At 62.9% G+C, this 23,830-nt stretch carries 16 protein-coding genes and 3 pseudogenes; 12 read left to right on the top strand and 7 right to left on the bottom strand.

All coding sequences use genetic code 11. The annotated features are described in order from the left end of the window. Positions 1-43: 43 nt before the first annotated feature. Positions 44-1,528: a sodium/proline symporter PutP gene (gene putP / locus P7C00_RS03025; protein WP_346634506.1), complete on the bottom strand. Its 1,485-nt coding sequence runs from the start codon at positions 1,526-1,528 to the stop codon at positions 44-46. A gap of 67 nt (positions 1,529-1,595) precedes the next feature. Here putP and P7C00_RS03020 point away from each other — a divergent pair, with 67 nt between their 5' ends. The 3 genes from P7C00_RS03020 to P7C00_RS03010 all read left to right on the top strand — a co-directional run bounded on the left by P7C00_RS03020 (position 1,596) and on the right by P7C00_RS03010 (position 8,013). Then, positions 1,596-1,940, top strand: coding sequence for a hypothetical protein (locus tag P7C00_RS03020; RefSeq protein WP_404938110.1), 345 nt, complete (start codon positions 1,596-1,598; stop codon positions 1,938-1,940). Positions 1,941-1,991: 51 nt separating this feature from the next. Beyond that, entirely contained in the window at positions 1,992-5,945 is a 3,954-nt protein-coding gene (putA, locus tag P7C00_RS03015; RefSeq protein WP_346634504.1) for a trifunctional transcriptional regulator/proline dehydrogenase/L-glutamate gamma-semialdehyde dehydrogenase, read from the top strand. 265 nt (positions 5,946-6,210) lie between these two features. Beyond that, the gene (locus tag P7C00_RS03010; protein WP_346634503.1) at positions 6,211-8,013 is read left to right on the top strand and encodes an acyl-CoA dehydrogenase; all 1,803 of its coding nucleotides are present in this window, start codon (positions 6,211-6,213) and stop codon (positions 8,011-8,013) included. A 174-nt stretch (positions 8,014-8,187) separates the two neighbouring features. Here the strand turns inward: P7C00_RS03010 and P7C00_RS03005 are convergent, their stop codons facing one another. The 4 genes and pseudogenes from P7C00_RS03005 to P7C00_RS02990 all read right to left on the bottom strand — a co-directional run bounded on the left by P7C00_RS03005 (position 8,188) and on the right by P7C00_RS02990 (position 10,773). Continuing rightward, entirely contained in the window at positions 8,188-8,919 is a 732-nt protein-coding gene (locus P7C00_RS03005) for a methyl-accepting chemotaxis protein (protein WP_404939899.1), read from the bottom strand. A gap of 135 nt (positions 8,920-9,054) precedes the next feature. After that, positions 9,055-10,080, bottom strand: a pseudogene (locus P7C00_RS03000) (cache domain-containing protein); the annotation flags it as partial. Positions 10,081-10,243: 163 nt separating this feature from the next. Further along, entirely contained in the window at positions 10,244-10,546 is a 303-nt protein-coding gene (locus P7C00_RS02995) for a cell division protein ZapA (RefSeq protein WP_346634501.1), read from the bottom strand. Next, positions 10,543-10,773 carry a hypothetical protein gene (locus P7C00_RS02990; RefSeq protein ID WP_102862842.1) on the bottom strand — a complete coding sequence of 77 codons (231 nt, stop codon included), beginning with the start codon at positions 10,771-10,773 and terminating at the stop codon, positions 10,543-10,545. The genes P7C00_RS02995 and P7C00_RS02990 overlap by 4 nt, the downstream gene beginning before the upstream one ends. A 312-nt stretch (positions 10,774-11,085) precedes the next feature. On the opposite strand from P7C00_RS02990, the pseudogene P7C00_RS02985 reads away from it, so the two are divergent. The 7 genes and pseudogenes from P7C00_RS02985 to selO all read left to right on the top strand — a co-directional run. Then, positions 11,086-11,808: pseudogene (locus tag P7C00_RS02985) on the top strand (MCP four helix bundle domain-containing protein); the annotation flags it as partial. A 30-nt stretch (positions 11,809-11,838) separates the two neighbouring features. Continuing rightward, positions 11,839-12,711, top strand: a complete 873-nt coding sequence (locus tag P7C00_RS02980) for a methyl-accepting chemotaxis protein (RefSeq protein WP_404939897.1) — start codon at positions 11,839-11,841, stop codon at positions 12,709-12,711. A gap of 192 nt (positions 12,712-12,903) precedes the next feature. Beyond that, positions 12,904-13,626, top strand: a pseudogene (locus P7C00_RS02975) (MCP four helix bundle domain-containing protein); the annotation flags it as partial. Positions 13,627-13,656: 30 nt separating this feature from the next. Beyond that, positions 13,657-14,529, top strand: a complete 873-nt coding sequence (locus P7C00_RS02970) for a methyl-accepting chemotaxis protein (protein ID WP_402890179.1) — start codon at positions 13,657-13,659, stop codon at positions 14,527-14,529. Positions 14,530-14,705: 176 nt separating this feature from the next. Further along, entirely contained in the window at positions 14,706-16,448 is a 1,743-nt protein-coding gene (locus tag P7C00_RS02965) for a potassium/proton antiporter (protein ID WP_346634499.1), read from the top strand. Between the two features lie 66 nt (positions 16,449-16,514). Next, on the top strand, positions 16,515-19,868 hold the full coding sequence (gene mscK / locus P7C00_RS02960; protein ID WP_346634498.1) for a mechanosensitive channel MscK: 3,354 nt from the start codon (positions 16,515-16,517) through the stop codon (positions 19,866-19,868). A gap of 49 nt (positions 19,869-19,917) precedes the next feature. Next, positions 19,918-21,381, top strand: a complete 1,464-nt coding sequence (gene selO / locus P7C00_RS02955; RefSeq protein WP_404938109.1) for a protein adenylyltransferase SelO — start codon at positions 19,918-19,920, stop codon at positions 21,379-21,381. 1 nt (position 21,382) lies between these two features. On the opposite strand, the gene P7C00_RS02950 is transcribed toward selO, so the two are convergent. Together P7C00_RS02950 and P7C00_RS02945 are read right to left on the bottom strand one after the other, a co-directional pair. Continuing rightward, positions 21,383-21,784, bottom strand: a complete 402-nt coding sequence (locus P7C00_RS02950) for a type II toxin-antitoxin system HigA family antitoxin (protein ID WP_123725097.1) — start codon at positions 21,782-21,784, stop codon at positions 21,383-21,385. Beyond that, the gene (locus tag P7C00_RS02945; RefSeq protein ID WP_346634496.1) at positions 21,781-22,077 is read right to left on the bottom strand and encodes a type II toxin-antitoxin system HigB family toxin; all 297 of its coding nucleotides are present in this window, start codon (positions 22,075-22,077) and stop codon (positions 21,781-21,783) included. Before P7C00_RS02945 ends, P7C00_RS02950 begins: the two co-directional genes overlap by 4 nt. Positions 22,078-22,361: 284 nt before the next feature. Between P7C00_RS02945 and P7C00_RS02940 the strand changes: the two genes are divergently transcribed. Both P7C00_RS02940 and P7C00_RS02935 read left to right on the top strand, forming a co-directional pair. Then, positions 22,362-22,802: an IgaA/UmoB family intracellular growth attenuator gene (locus P7C00_RS02940; protein WP_346634495.1), complete on the top strand. Its 441-nt coding sequence runs from the start codon at positions 22,362-22,364 to the stop codon at positions 22,800-22,802. 81 nt (positions 22,803-22,883) lie between these two features. Further along, positions 22,884-23,828: a hypothetical protein gene (locus P7C00_RS02935; protein ID WP_346634494.1), complete on the top strand. Its 945-nt coding sequence runs from the start codon at positions 22,884-22,886 to the stop codon at positions 23,826-23,828. Positions 23,829-23,830: the final 2 nt, after the last annotated feature.

Raw genomic sequence — 23,830 nt, 5'->3', positions numbered from 1 at the left:
GCCGTTTTCATTGCCCCGAACAATCAGGGCAGGATTTGCGCACTCAGTGGTTGAGTTTGAAATCCTTCTCGGCCGCTTCAAAACGCTGGACCATGCCAGCGCTCGGCGCGCCCAGCTTGCTCACCAGCAGAATTGCCAGGCTGGCGAAGATGAAGCCCGGGATGATTTCGTACAGACCCAGCAGAGCGAAGTGTTTCCACAGGATCACGGTGACGGCACCAACGATGATCCCGGCCAGCGCGCCGTCGCGGGTCATACCCTTCCACAGCACCGAGATCAGCACCACAGGACCGAAGGCGGCGCCGAAACCGGCCCAGGCATAGCTCACCAGGCCCAGCACGCGGTTTTCCGGGTTGGCGGCCATGGCGATGGCGATCAGCGCCACCACCAGCACCATGGCGCGACCGACCCAGACCAGCTCCAGCTGGGAGGCGTGCTTGCGCAGGAAGGCTTTGTAGAAGTCTTCGGTCAGGGCACTGGAGCACACCAGCAACTGGCAGCTCAGGGTACTCATTACCGCCGCCAGAATGGCCGACAGCAGCACACCGGCGATCCATGGGTTGAACAGCAGCTTGGCCAGTTCGATGAACACCCGCTCAGGGTTCTCGGTCACGGGACCGGCCACCTCAGGATGCGCCGAGAAGTAGGCGATACCGAAGAAGCCCACAGCCACGGTGCCGCCCAGGCACAGGATCATCCAGGTCATGGAGATGCGACGGGCGTTGGCAATCGACTTCACCGAATCCGCCGCCATGAAGCGCGCCAGGATGTGGGGTTGACCGAAGTAGCCCAGGCCCCAACCCATCAGCGAGATCACGCCGATGAAGGTGGTGTTCTTGAGCATGTCGAAGTTGGTCGGGTCCTGGGCCTCGATGGCCAGGAAGGTGGTGTCGACGCCACCGGTGGCCAGCAGCACGATGATCGGGGTCAGCAGCAGGGCGAAGATCATCAGGGTGGCTTGTACGGTATCGGTCCAGCTCACCGCCAGGAAGCCGCCGACAAAGGTGTAAGCAATGGTCGCCGCCGCGCCAGCCCACAGCGCCGTCTCGTAAGGCATGCCGAAGGTGCTTTCGAACAGACGGGCACCGGCCACGATGCCAGAGGCACAGTAGATGGTGAAGAACACCAGAATCACCACCGCGGAGATGATACGCAGCAGGCCGCTTTTATCTTCGAAACGGCTGGAGAAGTAGTCCGGCAGGGTCAGTGCATCACCGTTGTGTTCAGTCTGTACCCGCAGGCGACCGGCCACGAACAGCCAGTTCAGGTAGGCACCGACGATCAGGCCGATGGCGATCCAGCTTTCCGAAAGACCGGACATATAGATGGCGCCCGGAAGGCCCATCAGCAGCCAGCCACTCATGTCGGAAGCACCGGCGGAAAGCGCGGTGACCACGCTGCCCAGGCTGCGGCCGCCAAGAATGTAGTCGGAAAGGTTGTTGGTGGAGCGATAGGCCATGAAGCCGATCAGCACCATTGCTGCGATGTAGATCACGAACGTGATCAAGGTTGGATTGCTTGCACTCATTGAGTTACGCCCTGGCTTTGTTTTTATGGTGCGGCGACCACTGCCACCTGCCGCCAAACGATGACGTTTGGAAGACGATCAGGCGGGTCGCGCATTTATGACTGATGTTTCCCCAGGAAAGCCATCAGACGATGAACCGGTCCGCAAGAACGGTTGCACCTTGGGCGCGAATCCTATGCAACAAAATGAACAAGGTGCAACCAATTTGCATCGAATCAGTTGCACCTTGTCGAATAATCGACCTTTGGCGACGTTTTTGCTCCTTTTTGGAGCAAGAAAAGCGTCTTTCAGAATCAAAGGCACCATAAGGATGCATGACATCTCATGTAGGAAATTTATTCCTGACAAGCTGCCGCTTTTTCCGCTTAAAAATGGGTTGCACCCGGTTGCACCTATTTCAGCGCACGGATAATCTTGCCGCCAGCTGATGCCACACGTGCGTGGCAAACATGAGGATAAAAATATGGCTACCACCACCCTCGGGGTCAAACTCGACGACCCAACCCGCGAGCGCCTCAAGGCCGCTGCGGCCTCGATCGATCGTACGCCGCACTGGCTGATCAAGCAGGCGATTTTCAATTACCTGGAAAAACTCGAGGGTGGTGCAACCCTGACCGAGCTGAGCAGTGTCACCACCAAGGACGGCGACGATGCCGGCGACGTGCAGACCGATCACGCTCACCAATGCTTCCTCGAATTCGCCGAGAGCATCCTCCCGCAATCGGTGCTGCGCGCCTCGATCACCGCCGCCTACCGCCGCCCGGAACCGGAAGTGGTACCGATGCTGCTGGAGCAGGCGCGCCTGCCGGCCGCCACCGCCGAAGCCGCCAACAAGCTGGCCGCCTCGATCGCCGAAAAGCTGCGTAACCAGAAGAGCGCCGGCGGCCGTGCCGGTATCGTCCAGGGCCTGCTGCAGGAATTCTCCCTGTCGTCCCAGGAAGGCGTGGCGCTGATGTGCCTGGCCGAGGCCCTGCTGCGCATCCCGGACAAGGGCACCCGTGACGCGCTGATCCGCGACAAGATCAGCACTGGCAACTGGCAGCCGCACCTGGGCAACAGCCCGTCGCTGTTCGTCAACGCCGCCACTTGGGGCCTGTTGCTCACCGGCAAGCTGGTGTCGACCCACAACGAGGCCGGCCTGACCTCTTCCCTGAGCCGCATCATCGGCAAGAGCGGCGAGCCGATGATCCGCAAGGGCGTGGACATGGCCATGCGCTTGATGGGCGAGCAGTTCGTCACCGGCGAAACCATCGCCGAAGCCTTGGCCAACGCCAGCAAGTTCGAAGCCAAGGGCTTCCGCTACTCCTACGACATGCTCGGCGAAGCCGCACTGACCGAGCACGACGCACAGAAATACCTGGCGTCCTACGAGCAGGCCATCCACTCCATCGGCAAGGCCTCCCACGGCCGCGGCATCTATGAAGGCCCGGGCATCTCGATCAAGCTCTCGGCTCTGCACCCGCGTTACAGCCGCGCCCAGTACGAGCGCGTGATGGAAGAACTGTACCCGCGCCTGCTGTCCCTGACCTTGCTGGCCAAGCAATACGACATCGGCCTGAACATCGACGCCGAGGAAGCGGACCGCCTGGAGCTGTCCCTGGACCTGCTGGAGCGCCTGTGCTTCGAGCCACAGCTGACCGGCTGGAACGGTATCGGCTTCGTGATCCAGGCCTACCAGAAGCGCTGCCCGTACGTGATCGACTACGTGATCGATCTGGCCCGCCGCAGCCGTCACCGCCTGATGATCCGCCTGGTCAAGGGCGCCTACTGGGACAGCGAGATCAAGCGCGCCCAGGTCGAAGGCCTGGAAGGCTATCCGGTCTACACCCGCAAGGTGTACACCGACGTTTCCTACATCGCCTGCGCACGCAAGCTGCTGTCGGTGCCGGAAGTCATCTACCCGCAATTTGCCACCCACAACGCCCACACCCTGTCCGCGATCTACCACATCGCCGGTCAGAACTATTACCCCGGCCAGTACGAGTTCCAATGCCTGCACGGCATGGGCGAACCGCTGTACGAGCAAGTGGTGGGCAAGGTTTCCGAAGGCAAGCTGAACCGTCCGTGCCGCGTGTACGCGCCGGTCGGTACCCACGAAACCCTGCTGGCCTATCTGGTCCGCCGGTTGCTGGAAAACGGCGCCAACACTTCCTTCGTCAACCGCATTGCCGACCAGTCGATCTCGATTCAAGAGCTGGTGGCCGATCCGGTGAACCAGATCGAGCAGATGGCCACCCTGGAAGGCGGCTTCGGCCTGCCGCACCCGCGCATTCCGCTGCCGCGTGACCTGTATGGCGCCGAGCGTGCCAACTCCGCCGGCATCGACATGGCCAACGAACACCGTCTGGCGTCGCTGTCCTGCGCCCTGCTGGCCACCGCCCACAACAACTGGAAAGCCGCACCGATGCTCGGTTGCGCATCCAGCAGCGAAACCCCGGCGCCGGTACTCAACCCGTCGGATCATCGCGACGTGGTGGGTCATGTCCAGGAAGCCACGGTGGAAGACGTCGACAACGCCATCCAGTGCGCCCTGAACGCCGCGCCGATCTGGCAGGCCACGCCGCCGGCCGAACGCGCCGCAATCCTCGAGCGTGCCGCCGACCTGATGGAAGGCGAGATCCAACCGCTGATGGGCCTGCTGGCCCGTGAAGCCGGCAAGACCTTCGCCAACGCCATCGCCGAAGTGCGCGAAGCCGTGGACTTCCTGCGGTACTACGCGGTGCAGGCACGCAATGACTTCAGCAACGACGCCCACCGTCCGCTGGGTCCTGTGGTGTGCATCAGCCCGTGGAACTTCCCACTGGCGATCTTCAGTGGCCAGGTCGCCGCAGCCCTGGCTGCCGGCAACCCGGTCCTGGCCAAGCCGGCCGAACAGACCCCGCTGGTAGCCGCCCAGGCCGTGCGCCTGCTGCTGGAAGCCGGGATTCCCGAAGGCGTGCTGCAACTGCTGCCGGGCCAGGGCGAAAGCGTCGGTGCCCGCCTGGTAGGTGACGAACGCGTCAAAGGCGTGATGTTCACCGGCTCCACCGAAGTCGCGCGCCTGCTGCAACGCAACATCGCCGGGCGCCTGGACAACCAGGGTCGTCCGATCCCGCTGATCGCCGAAACCGGCGGCCAGAACGCCATGATCGTCGACTCCTCGGCCCTGACCGAACAAGTGGTCATCGATGTGGTGTCCTCGGCCTTCGACAGTGCCGGCCAGCGTTGCTCGGCCCTGCGCGTGCTGTGCCTGCAGGAAGATTCCGCCGACCGCGTGATCGAAATGCTCAAGGGCGCCATGGCCGAAAACCGCTTGGGCAACCCGGAGCGCCTGTCGGTGGACATCGGCCCGGTGATCGACGCCGAAGCCAAGGCCGGCATCGAGAAGCACATCCAGGCCATGCGCGACAAAGGTCGCAGCGTGTACCAGATGGCCATTGCCGACAGTGAAGAATGCAAGCGCGGCACCTTTGTCATGCCAACCCTGATCGAACTGGAAAGCTTCGATGAGCTGCAGCGCGAGATCTTCGGTCCGGTGTTGCACGTGGTGCGCTACAAGCGCAAGGACATCGACCAGTTGATCGCCCAGATCAACGCTTCCGGCTACGGCCTGACCCTGGGTGTGCACACCCGGATCGACGAAACCATTGCCAAGGTAGTGGACAACGTCAACGCCGGTAACGTCTACGTCAACCGCAACATCGTCGGCGCCGTGGTCGGCGTACAACCGTTCGGCGGCGAAGGCCTGTCGGGCACTGGCCCGAAAGCTGGCGGCCCGCTGTACCTGTACCGCCTGCTGTCGACCCGTCCGGTGGATGCCATCGAGCAATCCTTCGTTCGCGCCGATGCTGCCAACGCTCCGGACCTGCGTCTGCGCGAAGCCCTGAGCAAGCCGCTCAATGCCCTGCAAGCCTGGGCCGAGAGCAGCAAGCTGGTGGAGCTGGCAACCCTGTGCAAACAGTTCGCCGGCCAGTCGCAAAGCGGTATCACCCGTCAACTGAACGGCCCGACCGGCGAGCGCAACAGCTATGCCATCCTGCCCCGCGAGCACGTCCTGTGCCTGGCAGAGGTCGAGGGCGACCTGCTGACGCAACTGGCGGCAGTACTGGCCGTCGGCGGTTCGGCGGTGTGGCCGGAAAGCGACCTCAGCAAAGCGCTGTTCGCCCGCCTGCCCAAGGACGTGCAAGCGCGCATCCAGCGGGTGGCGGATTGGACCAAGGACGAAGTGGTATTCGACGCGGTCCTGCATCATGGCGACTCTGACCAACTGCGCGGCGTTTGCCAGCAAGTGGCCCAGCGTGCCGGAGCCATCGTTGGCGTCCAGGGCCTGTCCCAGGGCGAGACCGCGATTGCCCTGGAGCGCCTGGTGATCGAGCGCGCCCTGAGCGTCAACACCGCAGCGGCCGGCGGCAACGCCAGCCTGATGACCATCGGCTGATCGCTGAAGGTTCGGCTGCATCGATGGGCGCCCTCACCGGCGCCCATTTTTTTTGCCCGTCCTCTGTAGCAGCCGGCTTGCCGGCGAAAAGTCCCTTAAGCCCTCCATCGCCCTCCCATGACGTCTTCGCGGGCAAGCCCGCTCCTACACGAGCCGGCGTCTACAGCGGTTTTTTGGGCTTTGCATCACCGTGATCAATCTTGCTATCCAGCCTTTATTCACCCGCATAGACTCGGCCCATTCCCTAATCATCAGGTAAGCCGCCATGTCCGAGACCTTGCTCAGTTCCCGCAATCTGGCCTTTGAGCTGTATGAGGTACTCGACGCCGAGGGCCTGACCCAGCGCGAGCGGTTTGCCGAGCACAACCGCGAAACCTTCGATGCCGCCCTGGGCACCGCCCGCAACATCGCCGAGAAGTTCTTCGCTCCCCACAATCGCAAGGGCGATGAAAACGAGCCGCGCTACGAAGACGGCCAGGCGGTGCTGATTCCCGAAGTGAAACCGGCGGTGGATGCCTTCCTCGAAGCCGGCTTTCTCAATGCGGCCCGCAGTTTCGAGGCCGGCGGCATGCAGTTGCCGACCCTGCTGTCCCAGGCCTGTTTCGCCCACTTCCAGGCCGCCAACGCGGCCACGACCTCCTATCCGTTCCTGACCATGGGCGCCGCCAACCTGATCGAGAGCTTCGGCACCGCAGAGCAGAAGCAGCGCTTCCTGCAGCCCATGATCGACGGCCGTTTCTTCGGCACCATGGCGCTGACCGAGCCCCATGCCGGCTCGTCGCTGTCAGATATCCGCACCCGCGCCGAACCCGCTGCCGACGGCAGCTACCGCCTCAAGGGCAACAAGATCTTCATCTCCGGCGGCGACCATCCGCTGTCGGAAAACATCGTGCACATGGTCCTGGCCAAGCTGCCGGATGCGCCGCCCGGGGTGAAGGGAATTTCCCTGTTTATCGTGCCCAAGTTCCTGGTCAACGACGACGGCAGCCTGGGGCCGCGCAACGATGTGTTGCTGGCCGGACTGTTCCACAAGATGGGCTGGCGCGGCACCACGTCCACGGCGCTGAATTTCGGCGATAACGGCCACTGCGTGGGCTATCTGGTGGGCAAGCCGCACCAGGGCCTGAGCTACATGTTCCAGATGATGAACGAAGCGCGGATCGGCGTCGGCATGGGCGCGGTGATGCTGGGTTATGCCGGTTATCTGTATTCCCTGGAATACGCTCGCGAGCGCCCGCAAGGTCGCCTGCCGGACAGTAAGGACCCGACCACCGCACCGGTAGCGATCATCCAGCACGCCGATGTGCGACGCATGCTGCTGACCCAAAAGGCCTACGTCGAAGGCGCCTTCGACCTGGGGTTGTATGCGGCGAAGCTGTTCGATGACACCACCACCCTGGCCAGCGAGGCCGAGCGCCAGCAGGCCCATGAACTGCTGGACCTGCTGACCCCTATCGTCAAGTCCTGGCCTTCGGAGTTCTGCCTCAAGGCCAACGAGCTGGCGATCCAGATCCTCGGTGGTCATGGCTATACCCGGGAGTACCCGGTGGAGCAGTACTACCGCGACAACCGTCTGAATCCGATCCATGAAGGCACCCACGGCATCCAGTCCCTGGACCTGCTGGGGCGCAAGCTGGCGCAGAACGGCGGCGCCGGTCTCAAGCGCCTGATCCGCCTGATCGCCGACACCAGCAAGCAGGCCCAGGCACACGAATCCCTGGACGCCCTGCGTCAGCCCCTGGAGCAACTGGTGACGCGTCTTCAGAGCGTGACCCTGGGGCTGCTGGGGGATCTGGCCAGCGGCAAGGTCAGCGCAACCCTGGCCAACTCGGCGCTGTATCTGAAGGCATTCGGCCACACGGTGATCGGCTGGCGCTGGCTGGAGCAGGCCATCAAGGCCGAGGAAGGACTGGCTCGGGGCAATGCCGGAGATGTGGCGTTCTATCGGGGCAAGCTGCAGGCCGCGCGCTACTTCCTGACCTGGGAAGTGCCGGGGTGCCAGCACGAGCTGACGCTGCTGGAAACCCGGGACCCGACCTGCCTGGAGATGCAGGACGCCTGGTTCTGAGGCGACCGCCGCAGGAGCCGGCTTGCCGGCGAAAGCGCCGGGCCTGACACTGCGTGGCGCGAGGTTCGCTGGCAAGCCAGCTCCACACCCGTAGGAGCCGGCTTGCCGGCGAAAGCGTCCGGCCTGACACTGCGTGGCGTGCGGTTCGCTGGCAAGCCAGCTCCTACAGGCCGGTCAGTGCAGTTTGAAGCCGCCCACCTGGCGCGCCAGGTCTTCGGCCAGACGCTGCAGGGTCCGACAGTCCTCACGACAGGCGTGTACTTCAGCCGCCGTGGCCCGGGCCAGATCGGAAATGCCCTGGACATTGCGGTTGATCTCTTCAGTCACCGCCGACTGTTCTTCCGTGGCAGTGGCCACCTGCTGGTTCATGTCGCTGATGTGCTCCACCTGCCCGGTGATCGCCGTCAACGAAGCCCCGGTCTGCTGGCTGGACTGAACCCCAGTGCCGGTGGCCGATTGCCCCGCCTGCATCGAGGATACGGCGTTCTCCGCCCCCTGCTTGAGCCCCTGGATCATCTGCTGAATCTCATCGGTAGAAGTCTGGGTGCGCTGGGCCAGGGTCCGGACTTCATCGGCCACCACCGCAAAGCCCCGGCCCATCTCCCCGGCCCGGGCCGCCTCGATGGCGGCGTTGAGGGCCAGCAGATTGGTCTGCTCGGAAACCCCGCGAATCACCGCCAGCACCTGATCGATGGAGGCCACCTGCTCGGCCAGTTCGCCCACGGCGCCTGCAGCCAGAGCGATTTCCCCGGACATGCTCTCGATATGCCGAATCGAACCGCCCACCACTTCCCGGGCCTGCAGGGCTTCATCCCGGGCCGCCTGGGAAGCGTCCGCCGCCTGCCCGGCATTGCGCGCAATGTCCTGCACTGTCAGCCCCATTTCATGCACCGCAGTGGCCACCATGTCGGTCATTTCCTGCTGCCGGCCGGAGCGCTCGGCGGTGTTCTCCACCACCGCCGCCACTTGTCCGACCGAGGCCCGCAGACGCTCGGTGGTCGCCAGCACCTCGCCGATCATGCCGCGCTGGCTGTCGAGAAAACGGTTGAAGCCCCGGGCCAGATCCCCCAACTCATCGGCACGGCTGGCATCCAGGCGCAGGGTCAGGTCGCCACCGCCACTGCCAATAGCCACCAGCCCTTCGGTCACCTGTCGCACCGGGCGCACCAGGCCACGGGCCAGCCACACCACCAGCATCAGGCAGACCAGGGCGATGGCCAGACCAATACCGGTGGTCATCCACAAGGCTTGCCGGGCGTCGGCGTAAATCTGCGTCTCCGGCACCTCAGCCACCAGGGACCAGCCCATGCCCCGCAGCGGCAGGCTCAAGGCCACGAAGTCCTCGCCATCACGCTCGAAATGGCGGCGGGTCAAGCCTTCCTGGCCCATGACCGCCTCGGCCGCGGACTCGCCGATCTGTTCGGACAAATGCCGCTTGCCACTGAACTGCGCCTCTGGATGCACCTGGATCAAGCCGTCGGCCCGCACCAGAAAGACCTTGCCGCGCTCGCCGAAGCTGAAATTGTGAATCAGCTCGGACAGCTCTTTCATGCTCAACCCCAGCCCGGCAACCCCCACCAGCTTGCCGTCCTTCTTGACCCGCAGATCGATGAACATCGCCAGCTCGCCGGAGGCCACATCGGTGTCGATGTTGAGCAGCCGAGGCTTGTCGCTGTCGATGAAGTTGTAGAACCAGGAATCCTTGGGATTGGAGCGGCTAAGGGTGCGATCCAGGCCCTTCTCGTTGTAGTAGTGATTGGTCGCGGTGCCCACCATCAAGGTGGTGAAAGCGTGGTTTTCAGCGCGGATGCCTTCCAGGTAATCGATGAATACCTGAGCCTGAGACGGGTCTTCACCGGCCGCCAGCCAGTCCCGCAGCATGCCGTTGCTGGCAATGTCCCGGGCGACCGTCAGCGGCTGGGTGAGGATGCGTTCGATATCGTTGCGCATAGCTTCGATGCTCGAAGGCAGCGCCCTTTCCACCAGGTAGTTCTGGGTCAGGTGATTGATCAGCACCGTGTAGATCGCTACGACCACCAACAGGCTGACCAGCAGGGCCGAACCCATGCTGAGGATCAGTTGCCATTGAATACTGCGTCGCCAGAATTGCATGGAACACCTCTTTCTTATGGTTATAAGAGGCTGAGATACCGCGCCAGCCGCGGGAAGTTGTATACAAACATTGCTCCTGCTTGTCCAACCTATCGCCCGCTGGCTGTGTGCACTTCCATCAATTCTGTTGAATGGTCTTGGCGATCACCTCGACGGTGGCGCTCACCTGCTCCTGATAACGCTCAAGCTCCTGGGCGTGCTGCTTTTTCATTTCGATCTGCTGCGAGCACAGGTTCATCGCTGCCAGCACCAACAGGCGCTCGCCAATCAGCGTCGGGTATTTTTTCTTGGTGTCGGCCAGGGCCGCCTTGAGCATCAGCGCGGCGTCCATGAGGGTCTGTTCCTCACCGGCCGGCGCCTTGATCGAGTAATCCTCACCGAGGATCGAGACCACCTTCACCCCATCGATGTGATGTCTCATGGGTTGGCAGGGCTCGCACTGACACGCTCAACCAGAGCCTGGATGCGGGCCGCGGTGGCGCCCTGCTTTTCTTCCTGCTCCATGAGGCTCAGTTGCAGGCTTTCGTTTTCATCCTTGGCCTGGGCCAGTTGTTCCTTGAGGGTTTCGTTCGTGCCGAGCAGCTCCTGGTTCTGTACCACCAGGTCACTGACCAATTGTTCCAATTGGCTGAGGGATGCTTCCAACATTTTGATCTTCCGGGCTGTTTGCAAAGGGCGCGTACGATAAAGAAAAGTCACCCTGGATACCAGGGATATCCAGGCGCAAAGCCTTGATTTTACTGGCGATGACCCTTCCGCGAGAGCTGTTAGAGACTGTCATTCCGGCCTCGGGTTCCTGACGCTCCGTCGGACGCCTCGGACTTTTATGAATTTTCCCAATAGGGGATCAGACTTTTCTGAAAGCACTCCTGACGATTCAAGAAGCGTTTTTTCAACGCGATAGCACAGGTACTTCCCTGACTGACACGGCGCGTACGGCGCCCACCCGAGGTAGATTCAATGTCCCTGCGCTCCATGAATATCGCTCCGAGGGCCTTCCTCGGCTTTGCCCTGATCGGGTGCTTGATGCTGCTCCTCGGGATCTTTGCCTTGAATCAGATGAGCAAGATCCGCGAGGCAACCGAACGGATTACCCAGGACACCATCCCCAGCATCAAGAGCGTCGACGAGTTCACCCAGTTGAGCCTGCGCCTGCGGATTCAGGCCTATCGACTGCTGCTCAACCGCGACCCCCAGGCACAACAACAGACCCTGGAGTCCATCAGCCAGCGCAACCAGAAGATCGATGAAGCCCAAGTGCTCTACCAGACGCTCATCAGCAGTCCCGAAGAGCGCGCCGCCTACGATGAATACAGCACTCTGTTGGCCCACCACCGCCAACTGGAACGCCAACTGATCGAACTGTCGCACAACAACCGGCTCGACGAGATGCAAAGGCTGTTGAACACCGAGCTGATGGACAGTGCCGAGAAGGTCAACGCGACCCTCAATCAATTGGTGGAGATCAACACCCATTACTCCACCGTCGCCGACCATGAGGCCGCCGAACAATACAACACCGCCTTCAATCTGGTGGTGGCGCTGCTGATGCTGGCCACGGCCCTGACCCTGCTGTTCGCCTGGCGGCTGACCCGCAGCATCACCCAGCCCATCGCCTATGCCCTGAGCGCGGCCGAAGAGATTGCCGAAGGCAACCTGACCCGGCCGATCACAGTCGACGGCAATGACGAAGCCGGACGCCTGTTGCAGGCCATGGTCACGATGCAGGAGAAACTGCGCGATACCCTGCAGCGCATTTCCGGCTCCGCCAGCCAGTTGGCGTCGGCGGCAGAGGAACTCAACAGCGTCACCGACGAAGGCGCCCGGGGCCTGACCCAGCAGAACAACGAAATCGAACAGGCGGCTACGGCGGTCAATGAAATGACCAGCGCCGTGGAAGAGGTGGCACGCAATGCGGTCAGCACCTCCGAAGCCTCCCAGAGCGCCACCACCTCCGCCGGGGACGGACGGGACAGGGTGCAGGAAACCGTCTCGGCCATCGAGCGCATGACCGGTGACGTGCAAGACACTGCCAACCTGATCGGCGAGCTGGCCAACGAATCCCGGGACATCGGCAAGGTGCTCGACGTGATTCGCGGCCTGGCCGATCAGACCAACCTGCTGGCCCTCAATGCCGCCATCGAAGCCGCCCGTGCCGGCGAGGCCGGCCGCGGCTTTGCCGTGGTCGCCGACGAAGTCCGGGCCCTGGCGCACCGCACCCAGCAGTCCACCAGTGAAATCGAACGCATGATCGGCAGCATCCAGAGCGGCACCGAGCACGCAGTGGACTCGATGCGCAACAGCACCGAGCGCGCCGAGTCGACCCTGACTATCGCCCGCAGCGCCGGCCAGTCCCTGGACACCATCAACAGCGCCATCAACGAAATCAACGAGCGCAATCTGGTCATTGCCAGCGCCGCCGAAGAACAGGCCCAGGTGGCCCGGGAAGTGGACCGCAATCTGGTGAACATCCGCGACCTGTCGGTGCAGTCCACCACCGGCGCCAATCAGACCCGCTCCGCCAGCAGCGAACTGTCGATCCTGGCCGTTGACCTGAACAATCTGGTGACCCGATTCCAGCTGTAAAAGCCCTGCCCCCGGCCCCAAGGCTCTATTCCGGGCCTGGGGCCGACGCAGTCGGCAATCGACGCTCCCGGCCGGGTGCGTAGCCAAAAGGCTAAATCCACGGCGAGGCTCAAGACTTTAGTCGTACGACCGATAAGTCACGGTAGATCAGTCTCAAGCCCCCGCACGGATGCGCCCTTTTTGGTACTCACCATGTCCCTTCGTAATATGAACATCGCACCACGGGCCTTCCTCGGCTTTGCCATGATCGGCGGCTTGATGCTGATCCTGGGTGTGTTCGCCCTGAATCAGATGAGCAAGATCCGCGGCGCCGCCGAGGACATCACCCTGAGCAGCGTGCCGAGCATCAAGAGCCTTGACGAGTTCACTCAGCTGACCCTGCGCCTGCGGGTGCTGTCCTATCGCTTGCTGGTCAACCGTGAACCCGATGTCCAGCAAAAGACCATCGAACTGCTGGACATGCGCAACCAGCAGATCCGCGCCGCCCAGGTCGTCTACGAGAAGTTCATTACCAGCCCCGAGGAAAAGACCGCCTACGAGCAGTACGTCCAGTTGCTGGCACAGTACCGGCAGATCGAAGAGCGGATGAAATCCCTGTCCCGCGGCAATCAGGTGGAAGAGCTGCGCAACCTGCTCAACACCGACTTGCTGAACAACTCGGAAGCCATGAACACCGTGCTCAACCGGCTGCTGGAGATCAACACCCAGCAGACCGTCGACACCAACCAGCAGGCCGCCGAACAATACTCCTCGGCCTTCAATCTGGTGGTCTCCCTGTTGGTCCTGGCCACCGGCCTGACCCTGCTGTTCGCCTGGCTGCTGACCCGCAGCATCACCGTACCGATCGCCAACGCCCTGAGCGCCGCCGAAGAGATCGCCGAAGGCAACCTGACCCGGCCGATTGCGGTCGACGGCAGCGACGAAGCCGGACGCCTGCTGCGCGCCATGGCCAAGATGCAGGAAAAACTGCGGGACACCCTGCAGCGCATTTCCGGCTCCGCCACCCAACTGGCGTCGGCAGCGGAAGAGCTCAATTGCGTCACCGAAGAAAGCGCTCGCGGCCTGACCCAGCAGAACAACGAAATCGAGCAAGCCGCCACCGCGGTCAATGAAATGACCAGCGCCGTGGAAGAAGTGGCACGCAACGCCGTGAGCACCTCGGAAGCTTCGAAGAACGCCACCACCTCCGCCGGTGACGGTCGCGATCTGGTACAGGAAACCGTGTCCGCCATCGAGCGCATGAGCTCCGACGTGCAAGGCACCGCCAGCTTGATCGGCGACCTGGCCAACGAGTCCCGGGATATCGGCAAGGTACTGGACGTGATTCGCGGCCTGGCCGACCAGACCAACCTGCTGGCCCTCAACGCCGCCATCGAAGCCGCCCGTGCCGGCGAGGCAGGTCGTGGCTTTGCCGTGGTCGCCGACGAAGTCCGGGCCCTGGCGCACCGTACCCAGCAGTCCACCAGCGAAATCGAACGCATGATCGGCAGCATCCAGAGCGGCACCGAGCACGCAGTGGACTCGATGCGCAACAGCACCGAGCGCGCCGAGTCGACCCTGAACATCGCTCGCGGTGCCGGCCTGTCGCTGGACACCATCAACAGCGCCATCATCGAGATCAACGAACGCAACCTGGTGATCGCCAGCGCCGCCGAGGAACAGGCCCAGGTAGCCCGGGAAGTGGACCGCAACCTGGTGAACATCCGCGACTTGTCGGTGCAATCGGCCACCGGCGCCAACCAGACCAGTGCAGCCAGCAACGAGCTGTCGCGCCTGGCGGTGGACCTCAACAGCATGGTCGCGCGATTCAGCCTCTGAAACCGCTCGCCAGCCCCGGAACACGCCAGTAAATCGGCGCCGGAATTCACCCCAAAAAAATCCGCCACTGTCATCAAAAGCTTTTTGACAGTGGCGCATTTCAACAGGTTAGAATCGCTGGCACGCAGACTGCATGGTCAGTTTGCGCCCGCCTTTTCCGCTCTGGAGTACTGCCTTTGAATGCGACGACCATCAACAGCCTGTTCTTGATCGGCGCGTTGCTGGTAGGTGCGAGCATTCTGGTGAGTTCACTTTCCTCCCGCCTCGGCATCCCGATCCTGGTGATCATTCTCGCCGTGGGCATGACCGCCGGGGTCGATGGCGGCGGCATCATCTTCGACAACTACCCGACCGCCTACCTGGTGGGCAACCTGGCCCTGGCCGTGATCCTGCTGGACGGCGGCTTGCGCACCCGGGTCGCGAGCTTCCGCGTGGCCCTGTGGCCGGCGCTGTCCCTGGCCACGGTGGGGGTGTTGATCACCACCGGGCTGACCGGCATGGCTGCCGCCTGGCTGTTCGACCTGAACCTGATCCAGGGGCTGCTGATCGGCGCCATCGTCGGCTCCACCGACGCCGCCGCAGTGTTCTCCCTGTTGGGGGGCAAGGGCCTCAACGAACGGGTTACCGCCAGCCTGGAGATCGAGTCCGGCAGTAACGACCCCATGGCGGTGTTTCTTACCGTGACCCTGATCGACATGCTCGCCAACGGCCACACCGGCCTGCACTGGAGCCTGCTGACCGACCTGATCCGCGAGTTCGGCATAGGTGCGGTGATCGGTCTGGGAGGCGGCTGGCTGATGCTGCAACTGGTCAACCGTATCCACCTGGCCAACGGCCTGTATCCGATCCTGGTGGTCGCCGGCGGCCTGGTGGTGTTCGCCCTGACCAACGCCCTGCACGGCAGCGGTTTCCTCGCCGTGTACCTGTGCGGCCTGGTAATCGGCAACCGTCCGGTGCGCAGCCGCCATGGCATCCTGCACATGCTCGACGGCATGGCCTGGCTGGCGCAGATCGGCATGTTCCTGGTGCTGGGGCTGCTGGTCACGCCCCACGACCTGCTGCCCATCGCTCTGCCGGCCCTGGGCCTGGCGCTGTGGATGATTCTGTTCGCTCGGCCGCTCTCGGTATTGGTGGGACTGCTGCCGTTCAAGGCCTTCCATGGCCGGGAAAAGGCGTTTATTTCCTGGGTCGGCCTGCGGGGCGCGGTGCCGATCATTCTCGCGGTGTTCCCATTGATGGCCGGGCTACCCAACGCCCAGCTGTACTTCAACCTGGCGTTCTTTATCGTGCTGATCTCGCTGCTGGTCCAGGGCACCAGCCTGCCGTGGGTGGCCAAGTGGCTCAAGGTCACGGTGCCGCCGGAGCCGGCACCGATTTCCCGGGCGGCCCTGGAAGTCCACGTCACCAGCGAGTGGGAACTGTTCGTCTACCGCCTGGGAGCGGAAAAATGGTGCATCGGCGCCGCCCTGCGGGAGCTGAAGATGCCCGAAGGCACGCGGATCGCGGCCCTGTTTCGCGGTCAGCAATTGCTCCATCCGTCGGGTAGTACCGTGCTCGAGGCCGACGACCTGCTGTGCGTAATCGGTCATGAACACAACCTGCCGGCCCTGGGCAAGCTCTTCAGCCAGGCTCCGGAGCGCGGGCTGGACCTGCGCTTCTTCGGCGATTTCGTACTGGAAGGCGACGCCCAGCTGGGCGCGGTGTCGGCGCTCTACGGGCTCAAGCTCGATGGCCAGGACGCGGATATGCCACTGGGCGCCTTCATTGCCCAGAAGGTTGGCGGCGCGCCGGTGGTCGGCGACCAGGTGGAGTGGAACAACACCATCTGGACCGTGGCCGTGATGGACGGGAACAAGATCGGCAAAGTTGGCGTCAGATTCCCCGAAGGAAGTCGCCCCGGCCCCGGACTCTTCCTCTAAACTCGGGAACGCGCCAGGCCATCGCCGCGGCGTTCCCCCCTATTCCCAATTGCTTGACCGACTTCTATGCCTACCCTGCGTAAATTCATCGCTGTTGCCCTGCTGGGCCTGAGTCTCTCTGTCGGCGCCGCACAGGGCGGCGATCCCCCCAGCGCCGAGTCGGTCCAGCAAAGCCTGGACAAGATCGCCGAGCGCAAATTGCCGGAAGCCGATCAAAAGGCCCTGCAGAACCTGCTGCAGAACACCCTGAACCAGCTGAACAACAAGCAGGATTACGAACGACGCCTGACGGACCTGAAGCAGCAGCTGAGCAACGCGCCACGCCTGACTGCGGACAACCAGCGCGAACTGGCACGTCTGAAGGCCAGCAAAGTAGTGCCGGTGGCCCAGCGCTACGCCACGCTGGCGGTGTCCCAGCTGGAGCAACTGCTGGCCGAGCGCAGCGCCACCCAGGGCGAACTGCAAAAGGCCCTGGCCGATGCCAATAGCCTGACCATCACCGCCCAGACCCGCCCCGAGCGGGCCCAGGCCGAGATCAGCAGCAGCCAGACGCGAATCCTGCAGATCAACGCTGCACTCAAGTCCGGCAAGGACGGCGGCAAGCTGCTCAGTGCTGACCAGCGCAACCTGCTCAATGCCGAACTGGCGGCGATCAACGCCCTGATTCCCCTGCGCCGCCAGGAGCTGGCGGGCAACAGCCAGCTCCAGGACCTGGGCAACAGCCAGCATGACCTGTTGATCGAAAAAACCGCGCGCCTGGAACAGGAAATCCAGGACCTGCAGACCCTGATCAACCAGAAACGCCTGGCCCAATCCCAGGAAACCGTGACCCAGCAGTCCATCGAGGCGCAGAAGGCCGGGGGCAGTAGCCTGCTGGCCACCGAGAGCGCCACCAACCTCAAGCTCTCCGACTACCTGCTGGTGTGCACCGACCGCCTCAACGAGCTGACCCAGCAGAACCTGCAGACCAAGCAGCAACTGGACAGCGTGAGCCAGAGCGATGCGGCCCTGGACGAACAGATCAACGTGCTCAAGGGCAGCCTGCTGCTGTCGAAGATTCTCTACAAGCAGAAACAGGCCCTGCCGCGCCTGAAACTGGACCGCGACCTGGCGGACGAAATCGCCGATATCCGCCTCTACCAGTTCGAGATCAACCAGCAGCGGGAACTGCTCAGCAGCCCCAGCGCCTACGTCGAAAACCTGCTCAAGACCCAACCCCCGGAGCAGGTCACGCCTCAGTTGCGCAGGACCCTGATCGACCTGGCGATAACCCGCGCCGACCTGCTGGAGCGCCTGAACCGCGAGCTCAGCGCCCTGCTCAATGAATCCATCACCCTGCAACTGAACCAGAAGCAGCTGTTGAGCACGTCCCAGAGCCTGCGGGCGACACTCGACGAGCAGATGTTCTGGATTCCCAGCAACAAGCCCCTGGACGCCGAGTGGCTGCAGGAAGTCCCTCAGCGCCTGGAGAAACAGCTCACCACCCTGCCCTGGGCCTCAAGCCTCAGTGAACTGACCGACGGCCTGGCACAGCGGCCATTGCTGTTCCTGCCCCTGGCGCTGTTGATCGGCGCCCTGCTGTGGCGACGCAAGAACCTCTATGCGCGCCTGAACAAGGTGCACAAGGACATCGGCCACTTCAAACGCGACAGTCAGTGGCACACACCCTTGGCGATCCTGGTGAACATTCTCCTGGCGATGCCGGTCACCCTGGCTCTGGCGCTGTGCGGCTATGCCCTGCAGATCGATGCCCGGGGGCAGAACGCCAACCTCGGCGCGGCGCTGCTGCAGATCGCCCAGGCCTGGCTGGTGTTCTATACCGCCTATCGAATCCTCGCCCCTGGCGGCGTGGCCGAGCTGCATTTCCGCTGGGAGAAACCCCAGGTGGAATTCCTTCAGTCCTGGGTTCGCCGCCTGGGACTGGTGGTCCTGGCGCTGGTGGCCGTGGTGGCGGTCGCCGAGCATCAGCCTGCGGCCCTGGCCGAGGACGTCCTGGGCATTGCCGTGGTGCTGACCTGCTATGGATTGATGGCCTGGCTGTTGAGTCGCCTGCTGTTGAGCAGCCCGACTCACGAGAACGCCTCACTGTTCCGCAAGGCAGTGGGACTGCTGTTCACCCTGCTGCCGATCGCCTTGTTCATTGCCGTGTGCTTTGGCTACTACTACACCGCACTGAAACTCAGCGACCGTTTGATCAACACCCTCTACCTGCTGATGTTCTGGCTGGTGATCGAGGCCACCTTCGTCCGCGGCCTCAGCGTCGCCGCTCGACGCCTGGCCTACCAGCGGGCCCTGAGCAAGCGCCAGGCCGCCAAGGAGGCGGGGGAAAGCGGCGATGCGGTGGTCGAAGAACCGACCATGGACATCGAGAAGGTCAACGAACAGTCCTTGCGCCTGATCCGCCTGGCCCTGCTGGGCGGCTTCATCGCCGCGCTGTACTGGGTCTGGGCGGACCTGATCACCGTGTTCTCCTATCTGGACAACGTCACCCTCTACGAATACACCAGCGGCACCGGCGCCAACATGAGCATGGTGCCCATCAGCATCGGCGACGTGATTGGCGCGCTGATCATTATCGGTATCACCTTTGCCCTGGCGCGCAACCTGCCCGGTCTCCTGGAAGTGCTGGTGCTGTCCAAGCTGAATCTGGCCCAGGGCAGTGCCTACGCCACCACCACCCTGCTGTCCTATGCCATCGCCGGGATCGGCTTCGTCTCCACCCTGGCCACCCTCGGGGTCAGTTGGGACAAGCTGCAGTGGCTGGTGGCGGCCTTGTCCGTGGGCCTGGGTTTCGGCATGCAGGCGATCTTCGCCAACTTCATCTCCGGCATCATCATCCTGTTCGAGCGGCCGGTGCGCATCGGCGACACCATCACCATCGGCAACCTGTCGGGTACGGTGAGCAAGATCCGCATCCGCGCCACCACCATCACCGACTTCGACCGCAAGGACATCATCGTCCCCAACCAGACCTTCATCACCGGGCAACTGATCAACTGGTCCCTGACCGACACCGTGACCCGGGTGACCCTCAAGCTCGGGGTCGACTACGGCTCGGACCTGGATCTGGTCAAGGAGCTGCTGCTCAAGGCGGCCCGGGACAACCCGCGGGTACTCAAGGAGCCGGAGCCTCACGTGTACTTCCTCAACTTCGGCGAAAGCACCCTGGACCACGAACTGCGCATGCACGTTCGCGAACTGGGGGACCGCAACCCGGTGGTGGACGAGGTCAACCGCTTCATCAACCGCGAGTTCAAGAAGCAGCACATCAACATCTCCTTCCGGCAGATGGAGGTCTACCTGAAGAACCTCCACGGTCAGGAATACAAGATGGTGCCCATCGAGCCGGAGGCCAAGACCATCGTCCCGGTGGCCGAAGGCAAGCCGCTGCAGGAACCGCCGCCGAGCAAACTCGACTAAGGCCTCTATCCCTAGCAGAATGCTCGGACATTCTGCTGGGAGATGGCCGTTGAAAGCCCTCGACGAACTGACCTTCGACAACCGCTTCGCTCGCCTGGGCGACGCCTTCTCGACCCACGTACTGCCCGAACCCCTCGACAACCCAAGACTGGTAGCGGCCAGTCCTGGCGCCATGGCGCTGCTGGACCTGGACCCCGCCGTGGCCGAAAGCCCGGTATTCGCCGAACTGTTCGGCGGGCACAAGCTGTGGGCCGAGGCCGAGCCCCGGGCAATGGTCTATTCCGGGCATCAGTTCGGTTCCTACAACCCGCAACTGGGCGACGGCCGCGGGCTGCTGCTGGGCGAGGTCTACAACCAGGCGGGAGAACACTGGGACCTGCACTTGAAGGGCGCCGGCCAGACGCCGTATTCCCGCATGGGCGATGGCCGGGCAGTACTGCGCTCGTCGATCCGCGAGTTCCTCGCTTCCGAAGCCCTGCATGCCCTGGGCATCCCCAGCAGCCGCGCCCTGTGCGTGATCGGCTCGGACACCCCGGTGTGGCGCGAGAAACAGGAACGCGGGGCGATGGTTCTGCGCCTGGCGCAGAGCCATATCCGCTTCGGGCATTTCGAGTATTTCTACTACACGAAGAAACCCGAGCAGCATAAGCAACTGGGGGAGCATGTCCTGGCCCTGCATTTCCCCGAGTGCCTGGAACAGCCTGAACCCTACCTGGCGATGTTTCGCGAAATCGTCGAGCGCAATGCCGAGCTGATTGCCAAATGGCAGGCCTACGGCTTCTGCCACGGGGTGATGAACACTGACAACATGTCGATCCTGGGCATTACCTTCGACTTCGGCCCCTTCGCCTTCCTCGACGATTTCGACGCCCACTTCATCTGCAACCATTCCGATGACCAGGGCCGCTACTCCTTCAGCAACCAGGTGCCCATCGGCCAGTGGAACCTCAGCGCCCTGGCCCAGGCCCTGACGCCGTTCATCAGCGTCGAGGCGCTGCGCGAAACCCTGGGCCTGTTCCTGCCGCTGTACCAGGCTCATTACCTGGACCTGATGCGCCGACGCCTGGGCTTCACCCAGGCCGAGGACGACGATCAGAAGCTGGTGGAGCGCCTGCTGCAACTGATGCAGAACAGCGGCGTCGACTACAGCCTGTTCTTCCGCCACTTGGGGGAGCAAGCCCCGGAACAGTCGCTGGCGCGGCTGCGAGACGATTTCGTCGATCGCAACGGCTTCGATGCCTGGGCCGAGCAGTACCGGGAACGGGTCGCCCGGGATCCGATCCAGGGCCAGGACCTGCGCCGGGAGCGCATGCACGCGGTCAACCCGCTGTACATCCTGCGCAACTATTTGGCGCAGAAAGCCATTGATGCCGCAGAAGCGGGGGACTACAGCGAAGTGCGCCGCCTGAATCAGGTGCTGAGCCGGCCTTTCGAGAAACAGGCCGGCATGGACAGCTATGCCGAGCGCCCACCTGAGTGGGGCAAGCACCTGGAAATCAGCTGCTCGTCCTGAGTCAGGCGAAGGTCTCCATCGACACCTTGAAGCGCTCGGCCAGCCAGCGGATCTGCCGCAGGTTGAGCTGGCGCTTGCCGCTGAGCACTTCCGACACCACCGATTGCGCGCCCACCCCAGGCAGGTCGCTTTGAGTCAGGCCATGTTCACCCATCAACGAACGTAGAACCTCCACTGCGCTGACCGCCGGCATCGGATGGTGCTCTTCGTCGTAGGCCTCGATCCAGTCACCAATGATGTCCACCAGCGAAGCCAGTGGGTGCGATTCGTCTTCGCCCATGATGTCCAACAGCTCATCAAGTGCCAGGGCCAGCGCGTCGTAATCGGCCTCGCTCTTGGGCTTGCGCAATATGGGCGCAACGAACTGCCAGTGCTCCGCCGCTTGCTTAACCTGAAGACTCATTGTGATTCCTCCTTCCACAGCCCCTTGTCGTACTCGCCGTAATCCAGCACATGCCTGATATAGAGGCGCTGCCCCCCATAGCGCACGATTGCGATCAGCCTCAGTTTGTTGCCGCCAATGTCGAAAACATGAAAGCGCCCGACCTTATCTAGCGCCGGAAACAAGGCCTTCATGTCGGCGAAATCAGCCGGCCTGGCGCCTTTGGCCTTGCGGTACCAGGTATCCAGTGCCCGCGCGACTTGCGGCCATTGCTCCTTGGCCTGCCGGATACGTTTTGCGGTGATGATGTGCATGCAATGTCCCTATCGCATAATGCTATTAACGTTAGATGCGAGCATTAGATATCTCAAGATGCTATACCCGCGGTCAGACCAGCGGTGCTCACGTGCTTCAAGCCTAGACAGCCAACGAACGGGCTTGCCGAGCAGTGTGTGAGCGATTGCGACGGACTCATGAGCTTCGACCAACGCCTCGGCCGTCGTGCAGAAAAGCGCCAAACACAAGATTGCGCATGGACCCGTCGGCAGCGGATGCGGATAATGCGCGTCCCTGATTTCCAGTACCTGCAAGGATGCGCATGAACCTGTTCCTCACCCTGGTCACCCTGGTTTTCGGCGTGATCACCCTGGTGTCGGCTGTCATCTACCTGAGCCGCCGCGCCAAGTACCGCATGAACCTGCAGGACCTGCGCCTGCACGGTAAACCGCACCGCACCATTACCCAGGCCGAACTGGACGAACTGGCCAAACAGACCGCTAGCCTGCAACGTATCCAGGGCAGCGGCGGCATGTCCTACGAGCCGATCAGCGACAGCGTCTATCTGATTAGCGGCGGCACCGCGAGCGACGGGCTGGAACTGCAGGCCCAGTCGATAAAACACGTGTCGATCGCCGGTATTCCCGTGGAATTCCCCTACCCGATGGACAGCTTCCTGGCCGACAGCAACCAGGCCGAAGTGGTGATCGCCAAGAAGTTCGCCGTGGTCATCGGCCTCAACGGGCATCGCCTGGCCCTGTAACGCACCGGCAGCCGACTGCCACCTTCACCACTCGCCCATGCCACGAACCCTGCCCCCGTCGATACCCTGCAAGAGTCCGCCATGAAACGTCGCTACCTGCTGCTGTTGCCCCTGCTGCTCGCCCTGACCGGGTGCAAGGAAGACTTCGCCACCCTGCACTTCCAGGATTCGGTGCGCTCCGATCCCAAGGCCGGCCCGCAATACTCCGACCAGTTGGTGCACGAGGCGTACAAGCAGAGCATCTACACCGCGCTCAGCGCCCAGGACCTGGCCCCGGATGCCATCGCCCTGGAACGGGACAAGGAGGATGACAAAGTGATCCACCTGCGCCTGGTGGACTACTCCCTGAGCCCGGAGCAACGGGGTCGCCTCAGGGCGGTCTTCGAGCAGGTTACCGACGCGCGCAAGGCCAGTTCGATGAACCTGCACCTGGAACTGGACAACGCCCAAGCCAGCGTCAACCCGCCCGGCCCCAGCGACCTGCCGGACAGCATCGACGCCAGCCTCGAGTTCGATCCGACGTTCGAGATGCTGCTGGACCGCAGCTACGACGACAGCATGCGTGCCATCGTCAACCAGAGCGAAATCGAAGGCCCGGTCAGTTGCAAGATCACCGCGCACCTGGCAATGCCCACGCGCTTGAAACTGATCGGCTACGAAGCCCTTGAACAGGACAACAGCGAGCGCGGCCTGGTCTCCTTGCTGACCCGCAGCGGCAGCATTGCCAAGGTGCCACTCAAGGTGCATTTCGATGACCCGGACCTGAACCGGCACCTGCAACAGAAAACCATCCAGGCCTGGCCTTCCAGCTCGAAAATCACCCGGCCCGCACCGGTGCCCCTCGACGAATTCGCCATCGTCATCGGCTCCATCGGTGTCCAGACCCTGACCTCAGCCCAGCCCTTCGACACCCGAAAAGACGAACTGCAAGCGCTGTGCGATCAAAAGATGCAGACCCTGGGCCGACCGTTCACCTTTCAAATGGGTCGGACCCTGGATCGCTTGACCAGCGTCGATTTCCGCTAAGC

This window comes from Pseudomonas sp. JDS08PS003, assembly GCF_045013505.1.
GTDB lineage: Bacteria > Pseudomonadota > Gammaproteobacteria > Pseudomonadales > Pseudomonadaceae > Aquipseudomonas > Aquipseudomonas protegens_B.
Note: the sequence above shows the minus strand (reverse complement) of the source record. Positions and strands in the feature narration are given on the sequence as shown.

Coding starts and splice junctions, on each gene's coding strand:
- P7C00_RS02980 (WP_404939897.1), top strand. CDS start 11,839: ATGGTCACGATGCAGGAGAAACTGCGCGATACCCTGCAGCGCATTTCC.
- P7C00_RS03005 (WP_404939899.1), bottom strand. CDS start 8,919: ATGGTGGCCACTGCGGTGCATGAAATGGGGCTGACAGTGCAGGACATT.
- putA (WP_346634504.1), top strand. CDS start 1,992: ATGGCTACCACCACCCTCGGGGTCAAACTCGACGACCCAACCCGCGAG.
- P7C00_RS02945 (WP_346634496.1), bottom strand. CDS start 22,077: ATGCACATCATCACCGCAAAACGTATCCGGCAGGCCAAGGAGCAATGG.
- mscK (WP_346634498.1), top strand. CDS start 16,515: ATGCCTACCCTGCGTAAATTCATCGCTGTTGCCCTGCTGGGCCTGAGT.
- P7C00_RS02935 (WP_346634494.1), top strand. CDS start 22,884: ATGAAACGTCGCTACCTGCTGCTGTTGCCCCTGCTGCTCGCCCTGACC.
- P7C00_RS02940 (WP_346634495.1), top strand. CDS start 22,362: ATGAACCTGTTCCTCACCCTGGTCACCCTGGTTTTCGGCGTGATCACC.
- P7C00_RS02995 (WP_346634501.1), bottom strand. CDS start 10,546: ATGAGACATCACATCGATGGGGTGAAGGTGGTCTCGATCCTCGGTGAG.
- putP (WP_346634506.1), bottom strand. CDS start 1,528: ATGAGTGCAAGCAATCCAACCTTGATCACGTTCGTGATCTACATCGCA.
- P7C00_RS03010 (WP_346634503.1), top strand. CDS start 6,211: ATGTCCGAGACCTTGCTCAGTTCCCGCAATCTGGCCTTTGAGCTGTAT.
- P7C00_RS02970 (WP_402890179.1), top strand. CDS start 13,657: ATGGCCAAGATGCAGGAAAAACTGCGGGACACCCTGCAGCGCATTTCC.
- P7C00_RS02950 (WP_123725097.1), bottom strand. CDS start 21,784: ATGAGTCTTCAGGTTAAGCAAGCGGCGGAGCACTGGCAGTTCGTTGCG.
- P7C00_RS02990 (WP_102862842.1), bottom strand. CDS start 10,773: ATGTTGGAAGCATCCCTCAGCCAATTGGAACAATTGGTCAGTGACCTG.